Origin of the sequence: Streptomyces sp. NPDC008137 (assembly GCF_042957035.1) — a bacterium.
GTDB lineage: Bacteria > Actinomycetota > Actinomycetes > Streptomycetales > Streptomycetaceae > Streptomyces.
This window is the reverse complement of record NZ_JBIBHN010000017.1, coordinates 1-20071: the sequence shown is the minus strand read 5'-3', so window position 1 is coordinate 20071 and position 20071 is coordinate 1. Positions and strand designations below refer to the sequence as shown.

At 71.6% G+C, this 20071-nt stretch carries 14 protein-coding genes, 1 tRNA gene and 1 pseudogene; 9 read left to right on the top strand and 7 right to left on the bottom strand.

What is annotated here, in order from left to right; translation table 11 throughout:
- The first annotated feature begins 1 nt into the window (after position 1).
- The gene (locus ACFZBT_RS24765) at positions 2-2569 is read left to right on the top strand and encodes a CHAT domain-containing protein (protein WP_391107426.1); all 2568 of its coding nucleotides are present in this window, start codon (positions 2-4) and stop codon (positions 2567-2569) included.
- Between the two features lie 91 nt (positions 2570-2660).
- Here ACFZBT_RS24765 and ACFZBT_RS24760 read toward each other — a convergent pair whose 3' ends face one another.
- Complete coding sequence (locus tag ACFZBT_RS24760; protein WP_391107106.1) at positions 2661-4391, bottom strand: LuxR C-terminal-related transcriptional regulator; 1731 nt, start codon at positions 4389-4391, stop codon at positions 2661-2663.
- Positions 4392-4486: 95 nt separating this feature from the next.
- On the opposite strand from ACFZBT_RS24760, the gene ACFZBT_RS24755 reads away from it, so the two are divergent.
- The gene (locus ACFZBT_RS24755) at positions 4487-5572 is read left to right on the top strand and encodes a M12 family metallopeptidase (RefSeq protein WP_391107103.1); all 1086 of its coding nucleotides are present in this window, start codon (positions 4487-4489) and stop codon (positions 5570-5572) included.
- Between the two features lie 956 nt (positions 5573-6528).
- Here the strand turns inward: ACFZBT_RS24755 and ACFZBT_RS24750 are convergent.
- A complete protein-coding gene (locus ACFZBT_RS24750) occupies positions 6529-6606 on the bottom strand; it encodes a 50S ribosomal protein bL37 (RefSeq protein ID WP_370443954.1) in 78 nt (25 codons plus the stop codon).
- 406 nt (positions 6607-7012) lie between these two features.
- On the opposite strand from ACFZBT_RS24750, the gene ACFZBT_RS24745 reads away from it, so the two are divergent.
- A complete protein-coding gene (locus ACFZBT_RS24745) occupies positions 7013-9568 on the top strand; it encodes a GH32 C-terminal domain-containing protein (RefSeq protein WP_391107101.1) in 2556 nt (851 codons plus the stop codon).
- Between the two features lie 147 nt (positions 9569-9715).
- On the opposite strand, the pseudogene ACFZBT_RS24740 reads toward ACFZBT_RS24745, so the two are convergent.
- The 3 genes and pseudogenes from ACFZBT_RS24740 to ACFZBT_RS24730 all read right to left on the bottom strand — a co-directional run.
- A pseudogene (locus tag ACFZBT_RS24740) lies at positions 9716-10808 on the bottom strand (hypothetical protein); the annotation flags it as partial.
- Positions 10809-10930: 122 nt separating this feature from the next.
- Entirely contained in the window at positions 10931-11233 is a 303-nt protein-coding gene (locus tag ACFZBT_RS24735; RefSeq protein ID WP_391107098.1) for an antibiotic biosynthesis monooxygenase, read from the bottom strand.
- 25 nt (positions 11234-11258) lie between these two features.
- On the bottom strand, positions 11259-12239 hold the full coding sequence (locus ACFZBT_RS24730; RefSeq protein ID WP_391107095.1) for a PfkB family carbohydrate kinase: 981 nt from the start codon (positions 12237-12239) through the stop codon (positions 11259-11261).
- Positions 12240-12488: 249 nt separating this feature from the next.
- Here ACFZBT_RS24730 and ACFZBT_RS24725 point away from each other — a divergent pair, with 249 nt between their 5' ends.
- The 6 genes from ACFZBT_RS24725 (at position 12489) to ACFZBT_RS24700 (ending at position 19216) form a co-directional block, all read left to right on the top strand.
- Complete coding sequence (locus ACFZBT_RS24725) at positions 12489-13505, top strand: substrate-binding domain-containing protein (protein ID WP_391107092.1); 1017 nt, start codon at positions 12489-12491, stop codon at positions 13503-13505.
- Positions 13506-13649: 144 nt separating this feature from the next.
- Entirely contained in the window at positions 13650-14669 is a 1020-nt protein-coding gene (locus ACFZBT_RS24720) for an ABC transporter permease (RefSeq protein ID WP_391107089.1), read from the top strand.
- Positions 14666-15502 (top strand): ATP-binding cassette domain-containing protein, encoded by an 837-nt coding sequence (locus ACFZBT_RS24715; protein ID WP_391107086.1) that lies wholly within the window; start codon positions 14666-14668, stop codon positions 15500-15502. Before ACFZBT_RS24720 ends, ACFZBT_RS24715 begins: the two co-directional genes overlap by 4 nt.
- Before the next feature lie 77 nt (positions 15503-15579).
- The gene (locus tag ACFZBT_RS24710) at positions 15580-16608 is read left to right on the top strand and encodes a substrate-binding domain-containing protein (protein WP_391107084.1); all 1029 of its coding nucleotides are present in this window, start codon (positions 15580-15582) and stop codon (positions 16606-16608) included.
- Between the two features lie 79 nt (positions 16609-16687).
- Positions 16688-17701: a substrate-binding domain-containing protein gene (locus ACFZBT_RS24705; RefSeq protein ID WP_391107081.1), complete on the top strand. Its 1014-nt coding sequence runs from the start codon at positions 16688-16690 to the stop codon at positions 17699-17701.
- A 180-nt stretch (positions 17702-17881) separates the two neighbouring features.
- Positions 17882-19216, top strand: a complete 1335-nt coding sequence (locus tag ACFZBT_RS24700; RefSeq protein WP_391107078.1) for a glycoside hydrolase family 68 protein — start codon at positions 17882-17884, stop codon at positions 19214-19216.
- 72 nt (positions 19217-19288) lie between these two features.
- Here ACFZBT_RS24700 and ACFZBT_RS24695 read toward each other — a convergent pair.
- Positions 19289-19362 (bottom strand) — tRNA-Pro (locus ACFZBT_RS24695).
- A 43-nt stretch (positions 19363-19405) separates the two neighbouring features.
- Positions 19406-19627, bottom strand: a complete 222-nt coding sequence (locus ACFZBT_RS24690; protein ID WP_391107075.1) for a hypothetical protein — start codon at positions 19625-19627, stop codon at positions 19406-19408.
- Between the last annotated feature and the right edge of the window lie 444 nt (positions 19628-20071).

Genomic DNA, 20071 nt, shown 5'->3' with positions numbered 1-20071 from the left:
GATGGTGTTCGCCGATCCGGGCGAGGCCCTCGCGAGGGCCCGGGCGCTCCTCGACGCCGATCCCGACCCGTCGCACGCCTCGGTCGCCCATCAGGTGATCGGCATCTGGCAGCGGGACTTCGGCGATCTGCGGCTCGCGCTGAACCACCTGCGGCGCGCCCGGGACTTCGCGGCACGCGCGGACTCGGCCGACCGGGAGGCGGACGTGCTGGCCACGCTGGGCGTGGCGCTGGTGCACGCGGGCCGGACCCGGGAGGGCCTGGCGGCGTTCGAGCGGGGGGTCGCGCGGGGCGGCGGGCACACGCGGGCGAGGGTGCTGTACCGGCGGGCGTACGTGTGGTGGGTGCTCGGTCACCATCGTGAGGCGCTGGAGGATGTACGCCGGGCGGTGCCCGTGCTGCGGCAGGCGGAGGACGTGATCTGGACGGCGCGGGCACTGACCCTGCGGGCGACCGTGCATCTGGCGCTGGGGGCGGTGGAGCGGGCCGAGGCGGACTTCACCGCGGCCGAGGCGCTGTGGGACACGACCGGCCAGGAGCACGACAAGGCCGACGCGGTGGAGAGCCGGGGGCTCGCCGCCTTCCGGTCCGGTGACGTGCCGGTGGCGCTGCGGCTGCTCGACGAGGCGGAGGAGCGGTACGCCCGGCTGGGCACGCCGACGTTCATGCTGAACATCCGGCGCTGCGAGGTGCTGATGGCGGCCGGGCTGGCGCCCGAGGCGCTGGCCGAGGCGGACGCGGCGATCAGGAGGCTCGACGGGATCGGCGGGCAGTCCACGCGCAAGGCGGAGCTGCTGCTGGCCGCCGCGCGGGCCGCCCGGCTGGCCGGGGATCCGCACACGGCGATCGCCCGTGCCGCGCTCGCGGTACGGCTGTTCGCCGGGCAGCGGCGGACCTGGTGGGAGACGCACGCCCGGCTGGTGCTGATCGAGGCGCGGCACGCGGCCGGGCGGGGTTCGGGCCGGCTGGTCGCCGACGCGGCCGCGGTGGCGGAGAAGCTGGCCTTGTTCGGGGCGCCGGCCGCGCCGGAGGCGTCGCTGCTGGCGGGCCGCATCGCGCTGGGCCTGGGCTGGACGGCGGACGCGGAGCGGCATCTGGCCGTGGCCGCCCGCAGCAGGCGCGGCGGTCCGCCGCTGGCGCGGATGACGGGCTGGGCGGCGCAGGCGCTGCGGGCAGGGTCCGCCGGGTCGGCCCGGGGGGTGCTGGAGGCCTGCCGGCGGGGTCTGGACGTGCTGGACGACCACCGGATGACGCTGGGCGCCTCGGAGTTGAGGGCGCGCGCCACCGAGCAGGGCGCGGAGCTGGCCGCGCTCGCCCAGCGGGCCAGTCTGGTCTCGGGCGGACCCCGGCGGCTGCTGGTGTGGAGCGAGCGCTGGCGGGCCACCGTGCTGTCCACGGCGCCGACCCGGCCGCCCGCCGATCCGGAACTGCTCAGCGGCATGACCGCGTTCCGCGAGATCGCCTCACGTGCGGAGGCCGCCCGGATGGAAGGGCGGCCGGTGGTGGCGCTGGAGCGTGAACAGCGGCGCCTGGAGCGGGAGATCCGGTCCCGGACCCTGCACATGCGGGGCGAGGCGCCCGGGGACGGGGACCGCTTCGACGTCGGCAGACTGCTGGAGCGGCTGGGTGACGAGGTGCGGCTGGTGGAACTCGCCGTGCTCGACGGGCGGGTGCAGGTGCTGCTGTGCGGGCAGGGGCGGGTGCGCAGGTTCGAGGCCGGGCTGCTGGCCGAGGCGGAGACGGAGGCCGAGCACGTGCAGGCCGGGCTGCGGCGGCTGGCCCATCCCGGGGCCGAGGCGCGCCTTCCGGTGGTGGAGGCGGCGGGGCGTCGGCTGGAGGAGTTGCTGCTCGGCCCGGCGGCGGCGCACCTGGGCTCCGGCCCGGTGGTGATCGTGCCGCCCGGGCGGCTGCACCGGGTGCCGTGGGCGCTGCTGCCGTCGCTGCGGGAGCGGGTGCTCAGCGTGTCGCCGTCGGCGGGCAGCTGGCTGCGCGCCGGGGAGACCGCGCCGCCGCCGGACGGCTGCCATGTACTGGTTCGCGGCCCGGGCCTGGCGACCGGCGGCGCCGAGGTGCCCGAGCTGGCCGGCCGGTACGGCTGCGCGACGGTGCTGGAGGACGGCGAGGCACGGGTGCCACGGGTGCTGGAGGAGCTGGACGGGGCCGCGCTGGCCCATATCGCCGCGCACGGCACGTTCCGCGCGGACAGCCCCCTGTTCTCGTCCCTGCGGATGGCCGACGGGCCGATCGTCGTGCACGACTTCGAGCGGCTGGACCGCAGCCCGTACCGGATCATCCTGTCCTGCTGCGACACCGCGCGCCTCGCGTCCGTCGGCGCCGACGAACTGCTCGGGCTGGTCACCGCGTTGCTGCCGCTGGGCACGGCCGGGGTGGTGGCGTGCAGCGCGCCCGTCAACGACGCCGCCGTGGTGCCGCTGATGCTGGCGCTGCACAAGGGCCTCGACGCCGGCCTGTCCCTGGCGGAGGCGCTGCGCGACGCCCGGGCCGCCCTGCCGGGCGACGCTCTGCACCAGGCGACGGGCTGGGCGTTCTCGGCGTTCGGGGCGGCCTGAGGGACGGGCTGGGGCGGGCTCAGGGGGTGGGCTGAGGGGCGGCCTGACCCGTCCCCTGTGCGGGTCAGGCCGCCGGTCTCCTGGGTGCGGCTCAGGCGGGCTGGGCCTCCGGCACCTCGGTCAGCCACGGCAGGGCGCCGCGGTCGTTCGCGCCGAGCCGGGCGTAGGCGCTGTACAGGTGGTTGCCGACGGTGCGGATCGACAGGGTGAGGCGTTCGGCGATCTGCCGGTTGCTCAGGCCCGCCGCCGCGAGGGTGACGATCTGCCGCTGCCGGGCGGTGAGTTCGCCGAGGACCAGTCCGGACAGCGCCGGTGTGCGGGCGCCCTGGCAGCGCCGGGCCAGGGCGACGGCCCGGGTGCGGGAGTGCCGGGCGGCACGCGGATCGCGGTGTGCGCCGACGGCCTGGGCGTGCGCCTCGGCGGCGAACAGGGTGAAGCCGCGCCGCTCCAGCTCCTCGGCGACCTCGTCCAGGGCCGGGCCGTCGGCGCGGGTGAGCGCGTCGGCGTGCCGGGCGAACACACCGGTGAGCCGGTCGATGACCTTCTCGGGGGCGCCGAGCCGTACGGCGTCGTAGGGGTCGGCGAGGTCCGCCAGGACGGCGTCGAGGTCACCCGGGCTGTCCACGGTCGCGGAGGCCCGGGCGAGTTCGTCCCGGCACGACGCGTCCTCCGGGTCGCCCCTCAGGCCCTCCCTCGCCCAGGCCGCCGCTTCCCGCAGCTCTCCCCGCAGCCGGGCGAACCGGGCGCGTACGGCGGCGTACCCGCACGGCAGCGTGCCGCCCTCGGCGACCAGCCACTCCCCCACCGGCGTGGGCATGGCCCGTACGTCGTCCCGGTCGATCCGGTGCGCCAGTGCGGCCGACTCGGCGTCGAGGGCGGCGGCGTAGCCGTCCGGTGTCCGGGACAGCCGGCGCGCCCGCAGCCGGCCGGCCGCGGCCCTGAGCACCGGCCCGTGCAGGGGGTGGGCGAGGCGGACGGTGCCCGCGTCGTCGACGCGGATCAGGCCGTCGGACTCCAGGACTTCCAGGGCCCCGAGGTCCGCGCCGTCCAGCGGCAGCGGCAGGGGTTCGGCGAAGGCGAGGCGGTCCAGGGTCTCGCGTTCGCGGGGGCAGGCGCGGCCGAGGACGGGGGCGGTGCGCTCCCGCACGGCCGCGGTCAGCGGCACCGGGCCCCGCCACGCGCGTTCCCCGGTGCCCGGGACAGGGGTGAGCCGCCCCCGCACCGCCTCCAGCAGGTCGCGCAGCAGCCGCAGATCGCCCTGGCTCAGGCGGTGCAGTCGGCCGACGGTGAGCGCGTCGAGCGGGCCGGCGCCGGCCGTGAGGAGCTGTGCGGTCTCCTCCTCCACGGGCGGCTCCAGAGTAAGGCGCGGCAGCAGCTCCCCGGTCCACAGCCGGGAGATCGCGCCGGGCGCCGGGGTGCCGTCCGTGGCGACGACCAGGAGCCGGGTGCGGCCGTGCACGGCGAGTTGGTGGACCAGGGCGGCGGAGGAGTCGTCGAGGAGGTGCGCGTCGTCCACGACCAGTGTCCGGACGCCGGACAGGATCTGGACCGCGCGGTGCAGGGTGACCGTCTCGGGCAGCAGATGGGCGAACGCGGCGAAGGGAAGGGCGCGGCTCCCGGGCGTACCGGCCGCCCGGGCCCAGTCGGTGCCGCGGACCGCCTCGGTGACGAGGCGGGTCTTGCCGCAGCCCGCCGGGCCCGTCACCACGATGCCGCGGCGTGGGCCGGTCAGGGACCTGCGGACCAGCTCCAGTTCGTCCTCCCGCCCGGCGAACGGCCAGGGCAGCTCCAGGGGCGTCGCGTCCCGCTCGTAAGTCGTCACACAAGCATGAGCGCGGCTACTCACTTCTGATACAGGACGACTTGAGTAGCCCCCGACTCAGGCGCCCGGGACGGGCCGCGGGGCAGGCTGGGGCCATGACCGCACGCTACTGCTCGCTGGCTCAGGCGCCGGCGCCCGCCTTCGCACCGGGGCTGGCGGCCGAGCGGCTGAGCGCGCTCGCGAGCGGTCGGCGGATGTGGGTCAACGGCACTGTTCTGCACTACTGGTTCTTCGACGGCGACAGCGACGCGTCCGTCATCCCCGTGCCGGGGAGGGGGATGACGCGGCGCGTGTCGTGGGCCGGCGCCGAGGAGCAGCGGGACGTGGTGCGCGCGTGTTTCCAGGAGTGGCAGGACCTCGGCGCCGGGATCTCCTTCGCCGAGGTCGACGACCGTTCGGAGGCCGAGCTGCGCATCGGGTTCCAGCTCGGCGACGGCTCCTGGTCGGCCGTGGGCCGCGACGCGCTCCTGGCCGGACGGCACGAGCGCACCATGAACTTCGGCTGGGACCTGACCGCGCCCGGGGAGCGCGGGACGGCCCTGCACGAGATCGGGCACGCGCTCGGCATGCTGCACGAGCACCAGAACCCGTTCGCCGGCATCCACTGGGACGACGAGGCGGTGTACGCCGAACTGGCGGGCCCGCCCCACCACTGGAGCCGGCAGCGGACGCACTACAACATTCTGCGCAAGCTCGACCCCGACGAGGTCAACGGCTCCGTCTGGGACCCGCAGTCGATCATGGAGTTCCCGTTCGCGTCGGGGCTGGTCCTGGAGCCGGAGCAGTACCGCGCGGGTCTGAACCCGCCCGGCACCCTGTCCGCCGCCGACAAGGAGTTCGTGCTCCGCTGGTATCCGCCCGCGGACCCCGCGGGACCGTCCGAACTGGTGCCGTTCCGCTCGGCCCCGCTCGGTCTCGGCCCGGGCGAGCAGGCCGACTTCGTCGTCGACCCGCCGGAGACCCGCACCTACACGCTGGGCACCTTCGGCGACGGCGACACCCTCGTCGTGGTCTTCGAGGAGCGGGACGGGGAGCCCCGTTACCTCGCCGGGCAGGACGACGGAGGGACCGCGCGGAACGCCACGATCAGCGCCCGGCTCGTCAAGGGCCGCCGCTACCACGTCCGTGTACGCCTGTACTCCGCCTGGGGTTCCGGCGAGACGGCGGTGATGTGCTGGTGACAGCACCGACGCGCCGCGCGGACACCTGAGCCACAGTCCGGCACCGGGGGAGCGGTCGAGGACGTCGCCCATGGGGGTGGGTGACGTCCTCGACCACGCCATGTGCCGGGGGCACAGCTCTCGCGGGCCGCCTGCGGCCCGCAGGCGCATGCGCCTCCGACGCTCCTTCACGTCGGAGTCCGCCGGGGCAGGGGCGCACCATCGAGGTCCGTGACACCGCCGGGGGCGGCCGGAGGCGGAGACGGACGCACCGGCCGGGACGCCGTGGATCCGCCGGGCGGGTGACGGGCGTTCCAGGGCCGCCGGCCCCGGGCATGGTGCAGGGACGGCCGGCGTCTGCCGCACTACGCGGCGCGGACCGCGTTCGGCTGCTGGTCGCGCCACCGCGCCGGGAAAGCCGTCGGCCCGCGGCCCCGCAGCGGCGTCTTCCCGGCGTCCCGCGGCCGGCGAACCCAGACAGGGCGAGGTACCGCCCGCGGCCGACGGACTGCGGTCTTCCGCTTAGCGGCAGCGGGCGGAGATCGGTCCGGCCGCACGGGCTCCCGACTGCCGCGGCCTGACCACCGGCCTGGCCGTGGCCCCGCGCCCCTACGACCCGCTGCGCGACCGCGGACACGTCCTGGTCATCCACGCCGACTCAGCCGACGCGCTCACCGCTTGCCCCGTCCGGCGCGAGCGGCAGGCACCTGCCCGTGTTCCCGGGGACGAGCGGGAGAGTTCGCGCGGCTGTACGGCGTGCCGGGTGCGGCGGCGTTCCTCATCCGCCGGACGGCTGTCTCACCGCCCGCCGACACGGCTCGCGGCTGCGGAGACGGAGCCGCGCCTGCCGACGCGCTCGGGCGGGTGTTCCGCCTCTGACCACACCAGCGGCCGTGATGCCGTGAAGCCCCTGCGAACGCAAACGGGCGGGTGGCACCTGCCACCCGCCCGTTTGCGTCAGCGCGCCCGCACGACTCTCAGGACTGAGGACGACTGCCGTGGTTCGCGCCGTTCTTGCGGCGGGCCTTCTTCTTGCGACGTCGCTTCGAGGACATCGGACCTCCTCTTTCCCAACTTTCGGTCACATGACTACAGAGCCACTTTCCAGCCGACGCGAACGCAAACACACACGCTGCGGATGCACACGGGTGGCCTATGTCACGGTCGATGATGTGCGACGTGCGACCGCCGATGAGTCCGTTCACCCTTGCCCGGTCGGTGGGGGTCGATCGACACCCGGACTCCCACCGGGCGCCCTGGACCAATTCGCTTCCGGACCGTTGACTCGGCCACGTGACTGCGTCTCATAATCGGGCAGCCACTGTCATCGATGACACAAGTCAACGATGACACCTCGGGCGACGGCGGGGAAACCTTCGTCGGGCCGGGGTGCACTTCTCGGCCGTCGCGCAGGGTTCTTCCATCACCGCCGCGTGGACGGCCGCGGGACAAGGAGCCGCTATGAGCCGTGTACGCGTATCCCGGCAGGCCCGCATGCGGGTGGCGACGGCGGTGACCGTCTGCGCCCTGTCGGCAGCCCCGCTCACCCCCGGGGCCGTCGCAGCCGACGCCCCGGCGTACACCGAGACCTACCGGCCCCAGTTCCACTTCACCCCGCAGAAGAACTGGATGAACGACCCCAACGGCCTCGTGTACTACCAGGGCGAGTACCACCTCTTCTACCAGTACAACCCGAACGGCAACTCCTGGGGCGACATGTCCTGGGGGCACGCGGTGAGCAAGGACCTCGTGCACTGGCAGGAGTTGCCGCTCGCCCTGTCGCACGACGACCAGGAGATGGTCTTCTCCGGGAGCGCGGTCGTCGACTGGAACAACACCACCGGGTTCGGCACCAAGGAGAACCCTCCCATGGTGGCGGTCTACACCAGCGCCTACAGAGACGGCGGCAAGCAGGCCCAGTCGTTGGCCTACAGCACCGACCGGGGCCGCACCTGGACCAAGTACCAGGGCAATCCCGTGATCGACATCGGGTCCAAGGACTTCCGCGACCCCAAGGTGCAGTGGTACGCGCCGACCAAGAGCTGGCTGATGACCATATCGCTGTCCGCCGAGCACAAGGTGCTGTTCTACTCGTCGAAGAACCTCAAGGACTGGGAGCTGCAGAGCGAGTTCGGGCCGACGGGCGCGGCGGGTGGTGTGTGGGAGTGCCCCGACCTGTTCCCCCTCGCGGTCGACGGGGACAAGAAGAAGATCAAGTGGGTCCTGGTGGTCAACCTCAACCCCGGCGGCATCGCGGGTGGTTCGGCCGCCCAGTACTTCGTCGGAGACTTCGACGGCAAGAAGTTCACCCCTGAGGACAAGGGCACCTACATACCGCCCACGGGCGACGTCGTGCAGGACTTCGAAGGCGTCGGCTTCGGCGACTGGACGGCGACCGGGACCGCGTTCGGCCGAGGGCCGGCAACCGGTGCGGTGGAGGGCCAGGGAACCGTCTCGGGCTTCGATGGCAAGGGTCTCGCCAACAGCTTCCACGGCGGTGACGGCGCCACCGGCTCCCTCACCTCCCCCTCCTTCACCGTGACCAGCCCCTACCTGAACTTCAAGATCGGCGGCGGGCGGCATCCGCACGAGGCAGGTACCGTCCTGGACGGCACTCCGCCCGAGGGCACCGTCCTCGCCGACTTCGAGGGCGGAACGTACGGCGGCTGGACGGCGACCGGGGACGCCTTCGGTACCGCACCGGCCACCGGCACCCTCCCCGGTCAGCAACAGGTCTCCGGATTCCTGGGCAACGGCCTGGTCAACACCTTCCGCAACGGCGACTCGACCACCGGCACCCTCACGTCACCCGAATTCACCATCGACAGGAAGCACATCGATTTCCTCATCGGCGGCGGCAACCACCCGGCCGGCTCCGCCGACCCCACAGCCGTCGAGCTCCTCGTGGACGGCCAAGTCGTCCGCAGCGCCACGGGGAAGGACTCCGAGGCGCTCAACTGGGCCTCGTGGAACGTCGGTGACCTCGCCGGCAAGAAGGCGCGGATCCGGATCGTCGACGACAACACCGGCGGCTGGGGCCATGTCAACGTCGACCACGTCGTCATGTCCGACACCCCGGCCCAGCGCGTCTCCCAGGAGACGTCCGTCAACCTGGTCGTGGACGGCAAGGTCGTCCGCAGCGCGACCGGCAGCGACAGCGAAACCCTGGACTGGGCGTCCTTCGACATGCGCCCGTTCGCCGGCAAGCAGGCGCAGATCCGGATCCTCGACATGAACACCGGCGGCTGGGGTCACGTGCTGGCCGACCGGTTCACCACCGCGGACAAGCCCGCCGAGTCCGTTCTGCAGCGCGCCGGCTGGGCCGACTACGGCAAGGACTACTACGCGGCCGTGTCCTGGGAGAACGCTCCGGGCGGCAAACGCTACATGATCGGCTGGATGAACAACTGGGACTACGGCGGGTCCGTCCCCACCTCCCCGTGGCGCGGCGTGCAGAGCGTCCCGAGGGAGATGGCCCTGCGTACCGTCGACGGCCGGATCCGGCTGACCAGCAAGCCGGTGGGCGCTCTGGAGTCCCTCCGGCGGAAGAACCCGGCCACGGCGTCCGGCGTCACCGTCGAGAGCACCTCGAAGTCCCTGACCGGCCTCGGGGCCAAGGGCAAGGCGCTCGACATCGAGGCGACCTTCTCCCTCAAGGACGCGGACCGCTTCGGCCTGAAGGTACGCACCGGTGCGGGCGGCGAGGAGACCGTCATCGGCTACGACACCGCCACCCAGGAGCTGTACGTCGACCGCAGCCGATCCGGCGCCGTGGACTTCAGCAGCACCTTCCCCGGCGTGCAGACCGCGCCCTTGAAGGCCGAGAACGGCAAGGTCAGGCTTCGGATCCTCGTCGACTGGTCGTCCGTGGAGGTCTTCGGCGGCCGCGGCGAGGCCGTGATCACCGACCAGGTCTTCCCCGGCCCCTCCAGCACGGGCGTCGAGGTGTTCGCCGAGGGAGGCACCGCCACCCTCGACGACCTCCGTGCGTGGCAGCTGAAGTCCATCTGGCGGTGATGAGCTGTCGGCGTACGAAAACTGGGAGGCGCCGCGCGGGCGCCTCCCAGCCGGAGTCGAGGGCGAGGAAAGCGAAAGGGCTCGGGTTCATTGAAAGTGAATGAGAAGGAAGCCCCTTCATGGCCTCGCCGTCGGCGGCGCTAGCACTCAGGCCGGGATGAGGTCGCGCAGATTTTCGACAGTGATGATCCGGGAGTCCGGGTGCAGCCCCTCGGGACGTTCGAGACCGATGTACGTCACGGGCTCCTCCGGGAGCCCCTCGCCGTCCCACAGGTCCACGACCGTGGTGTCGCGGGACATCAGGTCGATCAGGTACCTCGCCGTCAGCTGCTCGCGCTCTACGAGGGCACGTACCACCTTGGACACCGACACCTGGTTCTCCTCGACCCGGTTCGCCTCGGAGATGCCCTTCAGATACAGGTGCAGCCGCTTCGCACGCCAGGTGCCGTCGTCCCCGCGCCGGAAGACCAGAGGCAGTGCCGCCCGGCCGACCCCGCGCAGCTCCGACTTCATCCGCACCGTGCGCGGCTCGAAAGGACGGCCCTTCTGCTCACCGTCGCGCAGCATGAACCCGAAGAACGACTCCGCGGCCTCCTCGAAGCCCTCCCCCGCGTAGATGTCGACCTGCGGAACGATGTACGTGCCGCGCACCCGGTCCAGGGACAGGTCGATGAACTCCGAGGCCCCGTCGGGCGCCTCGGTGACATCGCCGGAGTGCTTGCCCCCGACGGCCGGTGAGGGCCGTGTAGGAGAGCCAGGAGTCGGTGCTGTGGTCGCGGTGCAGAAGCAGGGCCGACAGGTCGTAGTCAGTGCGGACCTCGGTCTGCTTCCAGTACACGAAGAAGCGCAGCAACTCGCCCTCGACCCGTGAGACCGAGCCCCGCGGCAGCACGCCGAACCCTGCTGCGGTCGCCCTGCCGCTGAGCGGGAGCGCCACGTCGAGGACGTCGGGGTCGAGCAGCAGCCGGCCCGGCGCCGGGAGCCGGCGGCGCATCTCGGCGTCGAGGGCGGCGATCAGACGGTCGCGGTCGGCGGCAGGTACCGGAGGCCGGTGGTCGGGGGTCACCCAGGCGCGGCCCCGGCGGTTGACGAAGATGCGCGGTTCGTCGGTCTCCCGCTCCCGGTTGTGGAAGTGCTCACGGACCGAACGGACGACCCGGCCGGAGACCTCGGGAGCGACCTCGACCGCGGCGGCCACCACCGTGTCCCGCTCCTCCTGGTCGGCGGCGATGCGCGGCAGAGCGATTCGAGACTGTGCGCCATTCGGGGATGACCGCAGAGGTGCGCGAGGCGACGCACAGGAGTTCTTCGCACGACGCCGTGGCCCGGCGCCTGAGGCGAGCGGGCATCGGCCGGCGCCCGTCAGGGACGCGTGGCCAGTGGGTCGAGGAACGTCAGTACGGAAGCGTCCTCCTCGATCAGCGGAGTGAGGGCGGCGTTGAACGGGCCGCCGTACGGGGCGTTCAGGTGTGCCTGGAAGGCGTCCTCGTCCCGGTAGACCTCGAAGATCCAGTAGGCGCGGGGGGCGGCCGCCTTGGTGTAGACGTCGAAGGCCAGGTTGCCTTCCTCCTCGCGCACCTTGAGGGCGTACTCCTGGATCAGGCGGGTGACCTCGTCCTCCGCTCCCTTGCGGGCGGTGAACTCGGCGAGCAGGGTTTTCGTCATGGTCGTCCGTCCTTGTCCGTGGGGTTCAGGGGGTGGGGTCGAGGTGCCGGACCGTGCAGGCGTCCGGCGTGAGCTGCGGCAGCTGGTCCTGCCAGGGCGGGTTCGGGCCGGCGACCGAGCAGGTCAGGGCTGCCACCTGCACAGCGAACAGGCAGGCCGCCTCGACGTCGGCGAGGCTCAGGTCCGTCAGCCTGCCGCCGAGGAGTCCGTGGGTGTCGAGGTGGTGCAGCAGGCCTGCCGTGAAGGAGTCCCCCGCACCGACCGTGTCGACGACCGGTGTCGCCACCGCCGGCACCTGCACCCGCTCCCCGTCGAGTGAGGCCAGGGCTCCTTCGGCGCCGCGTGTGACCACCACGAGCCGTACCCCCGCAGCGTGCCAGGTGTCGCACGCCTGCTCGGGCGGTGTTCCGGGCAGGAGGAGATCCAGGTCGTCCTCGCTCAGCCGCAGCACGTCCGCGAGGGCGCACCAGTGCGTCAGCCGGGCGCGGTAGACCTCGGGGCGCACCAGGAGCGGGCGGACGTTGGGGTCGATACTGACGGTGGCCCCTGGGGCGGCCGCTGCCAGGAAGTCCTCCACCACCGCCGCTCCCGGTTCCCTGACCAGGGCCAGCGAGCCGGTGTGCACGCAGGCGGTGTCGGCCAGGTTCACCCCGGACAGTTCCGCTCTCGTCCACTGCCAGTCGGCGGTGGCCTGGGCGTGGAAGGAGAACGCGGCCTGGCCCCGGGCGTCCAGTTCGGCGACGGCGAGCGTGCTGGGTTCGGCGGCCTCCACGGCGTGCGAGAGGTCCACGCCGGAAGCCGCGAGATGGGCCCGGAAGAGGCGGCCGAACACGTCGTCGGACAGCCGCGCGAGGAAGCGGGCAGGGGTGCCCAGGCGGGCCAAAGCCACCGCCGTGTTGGCCGGCCCGCCGCCCGGCAGGACGCGCAGGGCGAGTTGGTTCGGGGCGGGTGCGGGCTCGGTGAACGCGTCGGCGACGCATTCACCGAGGACGGTGATCCGGCTCATGGGCTGCTCTTCTCTGGGACGCGCGGAGCGGAAACGGGCATGACCCGGGCACGCCGGTGAACGGCTTCAAAGCGGGCGACCGCCGAGGGCGTTGCCGATTTGTGACGGGTGCAAGGCATTGACGTTGCCGGTGAGCGGAGTCCATCATCCTCGCCAAGCAGTGTCAACGATGACATCAGTCATCGTTGACATCGCGGGACGGCAGGCCCCGCTGCCGGACACCCGCCCGATATCCCGCAGGAGTCGTCCATGTCACGCACCTCTCGTCTGCCCTCCTCCCTGCTCCGAGCCGCCGCGTGCACGGGCATCGCGGCCCTCACCCTGACCGCCTGTGGATCCGGATCGGGATCGGGCAGCGCGAGCACCGGCTCGGGCGAGGTCAAGGTCGGTCTGATCACCAAGACGGACACCAACCCGTTCTTCGTCAAGATGAAGGAGGGCGCGGAGAAGTCCGCGAAGGCCGAAGGCGTCAAGCTCCTGACCGCGGCCGGCAAGTTCGACGGCGACAACGCCGGGCAGGTCACCGCGATCGAGAACATGGTCGCCGCCGGTGTGAAGGGCATCCTGATCACCCCGAGCGACTCCAAGGCGATCGTGCCCGCGATCGAGAAGGCCAAGGCCAAGGGTGTTCTGGTCATCGCGCTGGACACCCCGACCGAGCCGCAGAGCGCGGTCGACGCCCTCTTCGCCACCGACAACCTCAAGGCCGGTGAACTGATCGGCGAGTACGCCAAGGCCGCGATGAAGGGCAAGACCGCGAAGATAGCCGCCCTCGACCTCGCGCCGGGTGTGTCCGTCGGCGTCCAGCGGCACAACGGTTTCCTCAAGGGCTTCGGCGCCACCGACAAGGACGTCGCCTGTGCCCAGGACACCGGCGGCGACCAGTCCAAGGGCCAGACGGCGATGGAGAACTGCCTCCAGAAGGAACCCGGCATCAACGTCGTCTACACCATCAACGAGCCCGCCGCGCTGGGCGCGTACACCGCGCTCAAGGCCAAGGGCCGGGAGAAGGACGTCCTGATCGTCTCCGTCGACGGCGGCTGCACCGGCACCAAGGCCGTCAAGGACGGCAAGATCGCCGCGACCTCGCAGCAGTACCCGCTGAAGATGGCCGCCGAGGGCGTCAAGGCCGTCGTGACGTACGCCAAGGACGGCAAGAAGGCGTCGGGTTACACCGACACCGGCGTCACCCTGATCACCGACAAGGCGCAGGACGGGGTCGCGTCCAAGGACACCGCCTACGGCCTGGACAACTGCTGGGGCTGAGCCGCCGGCTCCCCGCTGCCACCGTTCGACACCTCTCGGCGGGGCGGCCGGCCCCTCCTCCCCGACCCGGGACGGCCGCCTCCTCGTCCTCCTGCCGCCCGAAAGGGACGGACAGGGACTTCTGTCTTCCGACAAGGACCTCGCATGACTGCCACGTCCACGCCACCCTCCACGTCCACGTCCACGCCGTACGCCGACCTCAAAGCCCAGACCACGGTCCGCAGAGTGCTCACCCAGCCGACCACCGGCCCGCTGATCGCGCTCCTCCTGGCCTGTGTCTTCTTCTCCGTCTCCACCGACCAGTTCCTCACCGGCGGGAACTTCTCGCTGATCGTCCAGCAGGTCATGGTCGTCGGCACGCTGGCCATCGGCCAGACGCTCATCATCCTCACCGCGGGCATCGACCTGTCCTGCGGAGCGGTGATGGCGTTCGGCAGCATCGTGATCGCGAAGATGGCCGCCGAGGGCTCCCTGCCACCGCTCGCCGCGATCGCGCTGGGCCTGGTCGTCTGCGGCGGCTTCGGCATGCTCAACGGGGCACTCGTGCAGAAGATCCCGCTGCCGCCGTTCATCGTCACCCTCGGCATGCTCAACGTGGCGTTCGCGCTGACGCACATCTACTCCGAGGAGCAGACGGTCAGCAACCTGCCCGGCCCGCTGACGGCCCTCGGGCAGACCTTCCCGCTCGGCAAGACGGACATCACCTACGGCTCGCTGGTCACCATCGCCCTGTTCCTCCTCCTCGCCTACGCGCTGAGCAGCACCGGCTGGGGCCGGCACGTCTACGCGCTGGGCAACAGCCCGGAAGCGGCGCGGCTGAACGGCATCCGCACCTCCCGGCTGACCATCGGCGTCTACACCGCGGCCGGTGTGCTGTACGGCATCGCCGCCCTGCTGCTCATCTCCCGCACCGGAGTCGGCGATCCGCAGGCCGGGCAGACCGACAACCTCGACAGCATCACCGCCGTGGTGCTCGGCGGCACCAGCCTCTTCGGCGGACGCGGCTCGGTCCTGGGCACGTTCATCGGTGTCCTCATCGTCGGTGTCTTCCGCAACGGCCTGCAGCTGATGGGCGTCGCCTCGATCTACCAGACCCTGATCACCGGTGTCCTGGTGATCCTCGCGGTGACCGTCGACCAGATCTCCCGGAGGAAGGCCCGATGACCACGACCACCACCGAGACCCCCGTGCTGCAGGCTCGCGGTCTCGTCAAGCGCTACGGCCAGGTCACCGCGATCGACGGCGCCGACTTCGACCTGATGCCCGGCGAGGTCCTCGCCGTCATCGGCGACAACGGCGCCGGCAAGACCAGCCTGATCAAGGCCCTCACCGGAGCGGTGGTGCCGGACGAGGGCGAGATTCGCCTGAACGGCGAGCCGATCCAGTTCTCCGGCCCGCAGAGCGCACGCGCCCACGGCATCGAGACGGTGTACCAGGACCTCGCCGTGGCGGCGTCCATGGACATCGCCTCGAACATGTTCCTCGGACGTGAGCTGCGCCGCCCGGGCGTCCTCGGCAGTGCCTTCCGCATGCTCGACAAGAAGCGCATGCGCCAGGAGGCCGCCGAGCACATGGCCGACCTGAAGATCGGCCTGCGCTCGCTGACCCAGTCGGTCGAGACCCTCTCCGGCGGACAGCGGCAGGCCGTGGCAGTCGCGCGCGCGGTCGCCTGGGCGCGCAGCGTCGTCGTCATGGACGAACCCACGGCCGCTCTCGGCGTCAAGGAGTCCGGCCAGGTCCTGGATCTGATCCGCCGCGTCCGCGACAAGGGCATGCCGGTCGTCCTGATCAGCCACAACATGCCGCACGTCTTCGAGATCGCCGACCGGATCCACGTCCACCGGCTGGGCCGGCGCGCCGCCGTGATCAAACCGTCCGACTACTCCATGGCGGAGGTCGTGGCCATCATGACCGGCGCGCTCACCGTCGACGAGGCTGGAGATACTGTCGTAGCGGATTCCGAGGCCGCGAAGGCCGCCGGAGTACAGGCCACCTGACAGCGCAACCCCGCTCTCGCATGTTCCGGCCGAGGCCGCGGCCCGGAACCGGGAGCATCCAGGAGACGGTTTCCTCCATGGCAGCGAGCCGCAGACCCACCTTGGCCGATGTCGCCCGAGAAGTGGGTGTCAGCGCCAAGACGGTCTCCCGAGTCCTCAATGAGGACGGGCCCGTCTCGGCCCGGACGCGGGAGCAGGTCCTCGCCGCGGTGGCCGAGCTGGGCTTCCAGCCGAACCTCATGGCCCGCAACATCCGCGTCGGCGGTCCCGACACGACCATTGGGCTGGTCATCCCCGACCTGGCCAACCCCTTCTTCGGAGCCGTGGCCCGCGGTATCGAGGACACGGTCCGGGACCGCGGCCTGACGCTGCTCATGGGGTCGTCCGCGGACGACCCCGAGCGTGAACGCGCCCTGACGGCCCAGTTCCTCGCCCGGCGCGTCAGCATCCTGATCGTCGTGCCGTCCGTCGGCGCCGACCACTTCGACCTCAAGTCGCACCGTACGGCGGGGCTGCCCGTCGTCTTTCTCGACCGGCCGGGGGTCGGCCTGTCCACGGACAGCGTCGTCAGCTCCAACCGTGCCGGCGCCCAGGAGGGCGTCGCCCACCTCATCGCCCACGGCCACCGCCGCATCGGCTTCGTCGGCGACCTGCCCGTCAAGCTGTACACCCGCCGCGAGCGCCTCGCGGGATACCGGGCCGCCCTGCGCGAAGCCGGCATCTCCTACGACCGCTCGCTGGTCGTCAGTGCGCACGATCAGCAGGGGGCGGAGGCAGTGACGGCGCAACTCCTCGAACGGCCCGATCCCCCCACGGCCCTGTTCGCCGGGAACAACATCATGGCGCTCGGCATCGTCGCCGAGCTCGCCCGCAGCAAGCGCAAACACGTGGCCGTCGTGGCCTTCGACGACGTTTCTCTCGCCGAAACGCTGGAACCGGCCCTCACGGTCGTCGCCCAGGCGCCCGAGGAGATCGGCCGCAGCGCCGCGACCACCGCCCTGGCCCGCCTCGACGGCGACCGCTCCCGGGCCCGCACGATCACCGTGCCCACTCGGCTGGTCGTCCGTGGATCGGGGGAGCAACGCATCAACGGCGGCGGTCGCTGACGGGCCGAATCGCCTCCCGCCGACAGCTGCGGATGTGCGTGTCAGCAGGCTGATCTGCGAGTTCGGGTACTGTACGGCCGTGGGAGAACGGGCGACCATCGGCGATGTCGCGGCCCGGGCCGGGGTGGGGGTCGGCACGGTTTCGCGCGTCCTGAACGACAGCCGGAATGTCAGCGAGGACACTCGCGAGCGGGTGCTGCGGGTGATCCGGGATCTGGACTACCGGCCCAACCGGCGCGCTCGCGCGCTGTCCACGGGACGCACCCAGAGCATCGCCGTCATCGCGCCCTTCGCCACCGAGCCGTCGGTCGTCGAGCGGCTGCGTGGCATCTCACACGAGCTGCACGGCAGCGACCACGACCTCGCCCTGCTCGACGTGGCCACACCGGATCAGCGTGATCAGCAGTACCGGGCGGTGGCGGCCGGGGACCGCTTCGACGGGCTGCTGGCGATCTCGCTCGCTCCCACCGACGACGACGTGAAGCAGCTGGCACGTGCCGGTCTGCCCGCGGTGCTGCTGGACTGTGAACACCCGGAGCTGCCACGTGTGGTGATCGACGACGTGCGCGGCGGCATGCTGGCGACCCGTCATCTGCTGCAACTCGGCCACCGTCGCATCGCGTTCATGGGCGATGTCGCCGACAGTCGGTTCCGTTTCAGCGCGAGCGCCCGTCGGCGCGAGGGCTGCGAGCTGGCACTGCGGGCGTACGGCCTGGCACTGGAGGAGCCGTACGTCCGGGTCGGACCCCACGGCCGCGCGGTGGCGCACCGCCTCACCGACGAGTTGCTGGCCCTTCCGGAGCCCCCCAGCGCGATCGTCACCGCGTCCGACACCCGGGCGCTGGGGGTCATCGAAGCGGCGAGCTCGGCGGGCGTGAGGGTCCCTCAGGAACTGTCCGTGGTCGGCTTCGACGACCTCGACGTGGCGGCCTACGTGGGGCTGACCACGGTACGCCAGCCCCTGCGCACCAGCGGCGGGATCGCCGCCCGCCTGCTGCTGGAACGCATCGGCGGGCTCGTTGGCGACCCCGTCGAGAAGATGCTGGAACTGGAGCTCGTGCCTCGCCGTACGACGGCCGCCGCGGGAGCCTGACCCGCGGTACGCCGGCATTGGATCGGTTTCCGTGATCTTCCATGACGCCGTTCCGACCGCTGCCCATAAGTGAATGTTCACCTCACAAGTTCACTGCTTTGCAGTGGAATTGAGGTACTGTCAGCGATGGAACCGGTTCCACGTCTTCCATTCGTTCCCTCTTCCCCCCAAGGGTGACGTATGTACAGAGCAAGACGAGTGGTGCTCCGGCTGGCGACGGGTTTGGCAGCCCTCGCGACGCTGAGCGGCGTCATCACTCCCGCTTCCGCCTCCCCCCACGACTCGTCCCGGACCGGGACACGGCAGTACACCGCCGACGACGACCACACAGCCGTCTGGTCCCGCGCGGACGCGCTGAAACTCCGGCAGGACAGGACCAACACCGCCCCCCGCGTGTCACCCGACTTCCCGGTGATGACCGACAAGGTGTGGGTGTGGGACACCTGGCCGCTCACCAAGCTCGACACCCGGACCACCACCTTCAAAGGCTGGCACGTCATCTTCTCGCTGACGGCCCCGCGGTCGGTGCCGTTCGGCGACCGGCACTGGTACGCGAAGATCGGCTACTTCTACTCGCGTGACGCCAAGAGCTGGAAGTACGGCGGCGACCTGTTCCCCTCCGGCACCTCGTTCGGCTCACGTGAGTGGGCCGGCTCGACGGCGCTCGTCGGCGACAAGGTGCAGTCCTTCTACACCGCCTCCGGGCGCGACAACGGCGGGGTCGACCCCAGCGACGCGCTGCAGCGCCTGGCGCAGGCGACCGGAAAGATCCACGCGGACAAGAACCGCGTGTGGTTCTCCGGCTTCCGGGATCACCGCATCATCGCCGAGGCCGACGGCAAGATGTACCAGACCCTCGAACAGTCGCAGCAAGGCCCGATCATCTACGCCTTCCGCGACCCGTTCGTCTTCCGCGACCCGCGGGACCGCAAGGTCCACCTGTTGTTCGAGGGCAACACGGGCGGTACCGCGGGCTCGTACGAGTGCACCAAGCGTGACCTGGGTGACCTCCCGGCCGGCCACGAGGTGCCGGAGGACTCGAAGTACTACACGGGCAACATCGGGCTGGCCACGGCCACCGGCAACAGCATGGAGAATTGGGAACTCCAGCCCCCGCTGCTCTCGGCCAACTGCGTGAACCAGCAGACCGAACGGCCGCACCTGGTCATCCGCGGCGGCAAGTACTACCTGTTCACCATCAGCCACAAGTTCACGTTCGCGCCGGGCCTGAGCGGCTGGGACGGCCTCTACGGGTTCGTCGGCCCGGGGCTGCGCAGCGACTACCGGCCGCTCAACGGCAGCGCGCTGGTCCTGGGCAACCCCGAGGACGCCCCGACACAGCAGTACTCGCACTACGTGATGCCCAACGGGCTGGTGGAGAGCTTCATCGACACCGTCCCGACCGCCGACGGCGGGACCCGCTTCGGCGGCACCCTCGCACGCACGCTCGTGGTGTCTCTGAAGGACGACAGGACGAGGCTGGCCGGCCAGTTGGACTACGGCTTCATTCCGTAGACCAGCCCGACCGTAGAACAGGGCCGGTTTCGGATACCTCCGAAACCGGCCCTGACCTGTAACTGTCTCCAGTCGGGACGACAGGATTTGAACCTGCGACCCCTTGACCCCCAGTCAAGTGCGCTACCAAGCTGCGCCACGTCCCGGTGCGCATCGCGCGGGTGAACCGCGTGATCACGCAGGTCAACCTTACCGCATGGGGAGCCGTCCCCCGGCCCGTGCCGACGGCCGGTCCGGGCGCCGGGTCCAGCCGGCGAGACCCACCGTCGAGACGGCGACGGCGAGGACGGCCCACCAGGGCAGGCCCGTCTTGGTCGCGTGACCGGCGCAGGCCGCCACGGCCAGGAGTGCCGTGACGACCCCTCCGGGCAGCCCGGCCCATCGGGCGGGTCGTCGCCCCGTCTCCTCCACGTCCTGCTCCCCCCTTCGCCCACGCAGTCGCACGCCTTCGGGCATCTCAACTCCCGGGCATATGCCGCAAACAATACGCCAATCGGCGGGAACTCCCGACCAGGACATAGGGGTTGAGACAGACAATGGCAGTGTCCGCCGGGGGCCGTTCCGGTCCCGGCCTCAGGAGCAGGGGCGACGTGATGTCCGCCCGGCACGCCCGGCACCCCACACTCTGTCGAGGCCGCTCCCCCGCTCACCGGGGCTAGGTCGTGTCCGCAAAGTCCCTCCTGCCCCGCGACGCCTGGCACGCACTCTCGCCGCACCGGACACAGTCCCGAGTACGGCCCAGTACGAGGGACTGCGTCCCGCACTCCCCCAGCCTTCGGCCGGGGGGACCCCCAGAGCACGCACCAGACGCCGCAGGGCCCGCCCTCCGGGCGGACGAAGGGACTTTGCGGACAC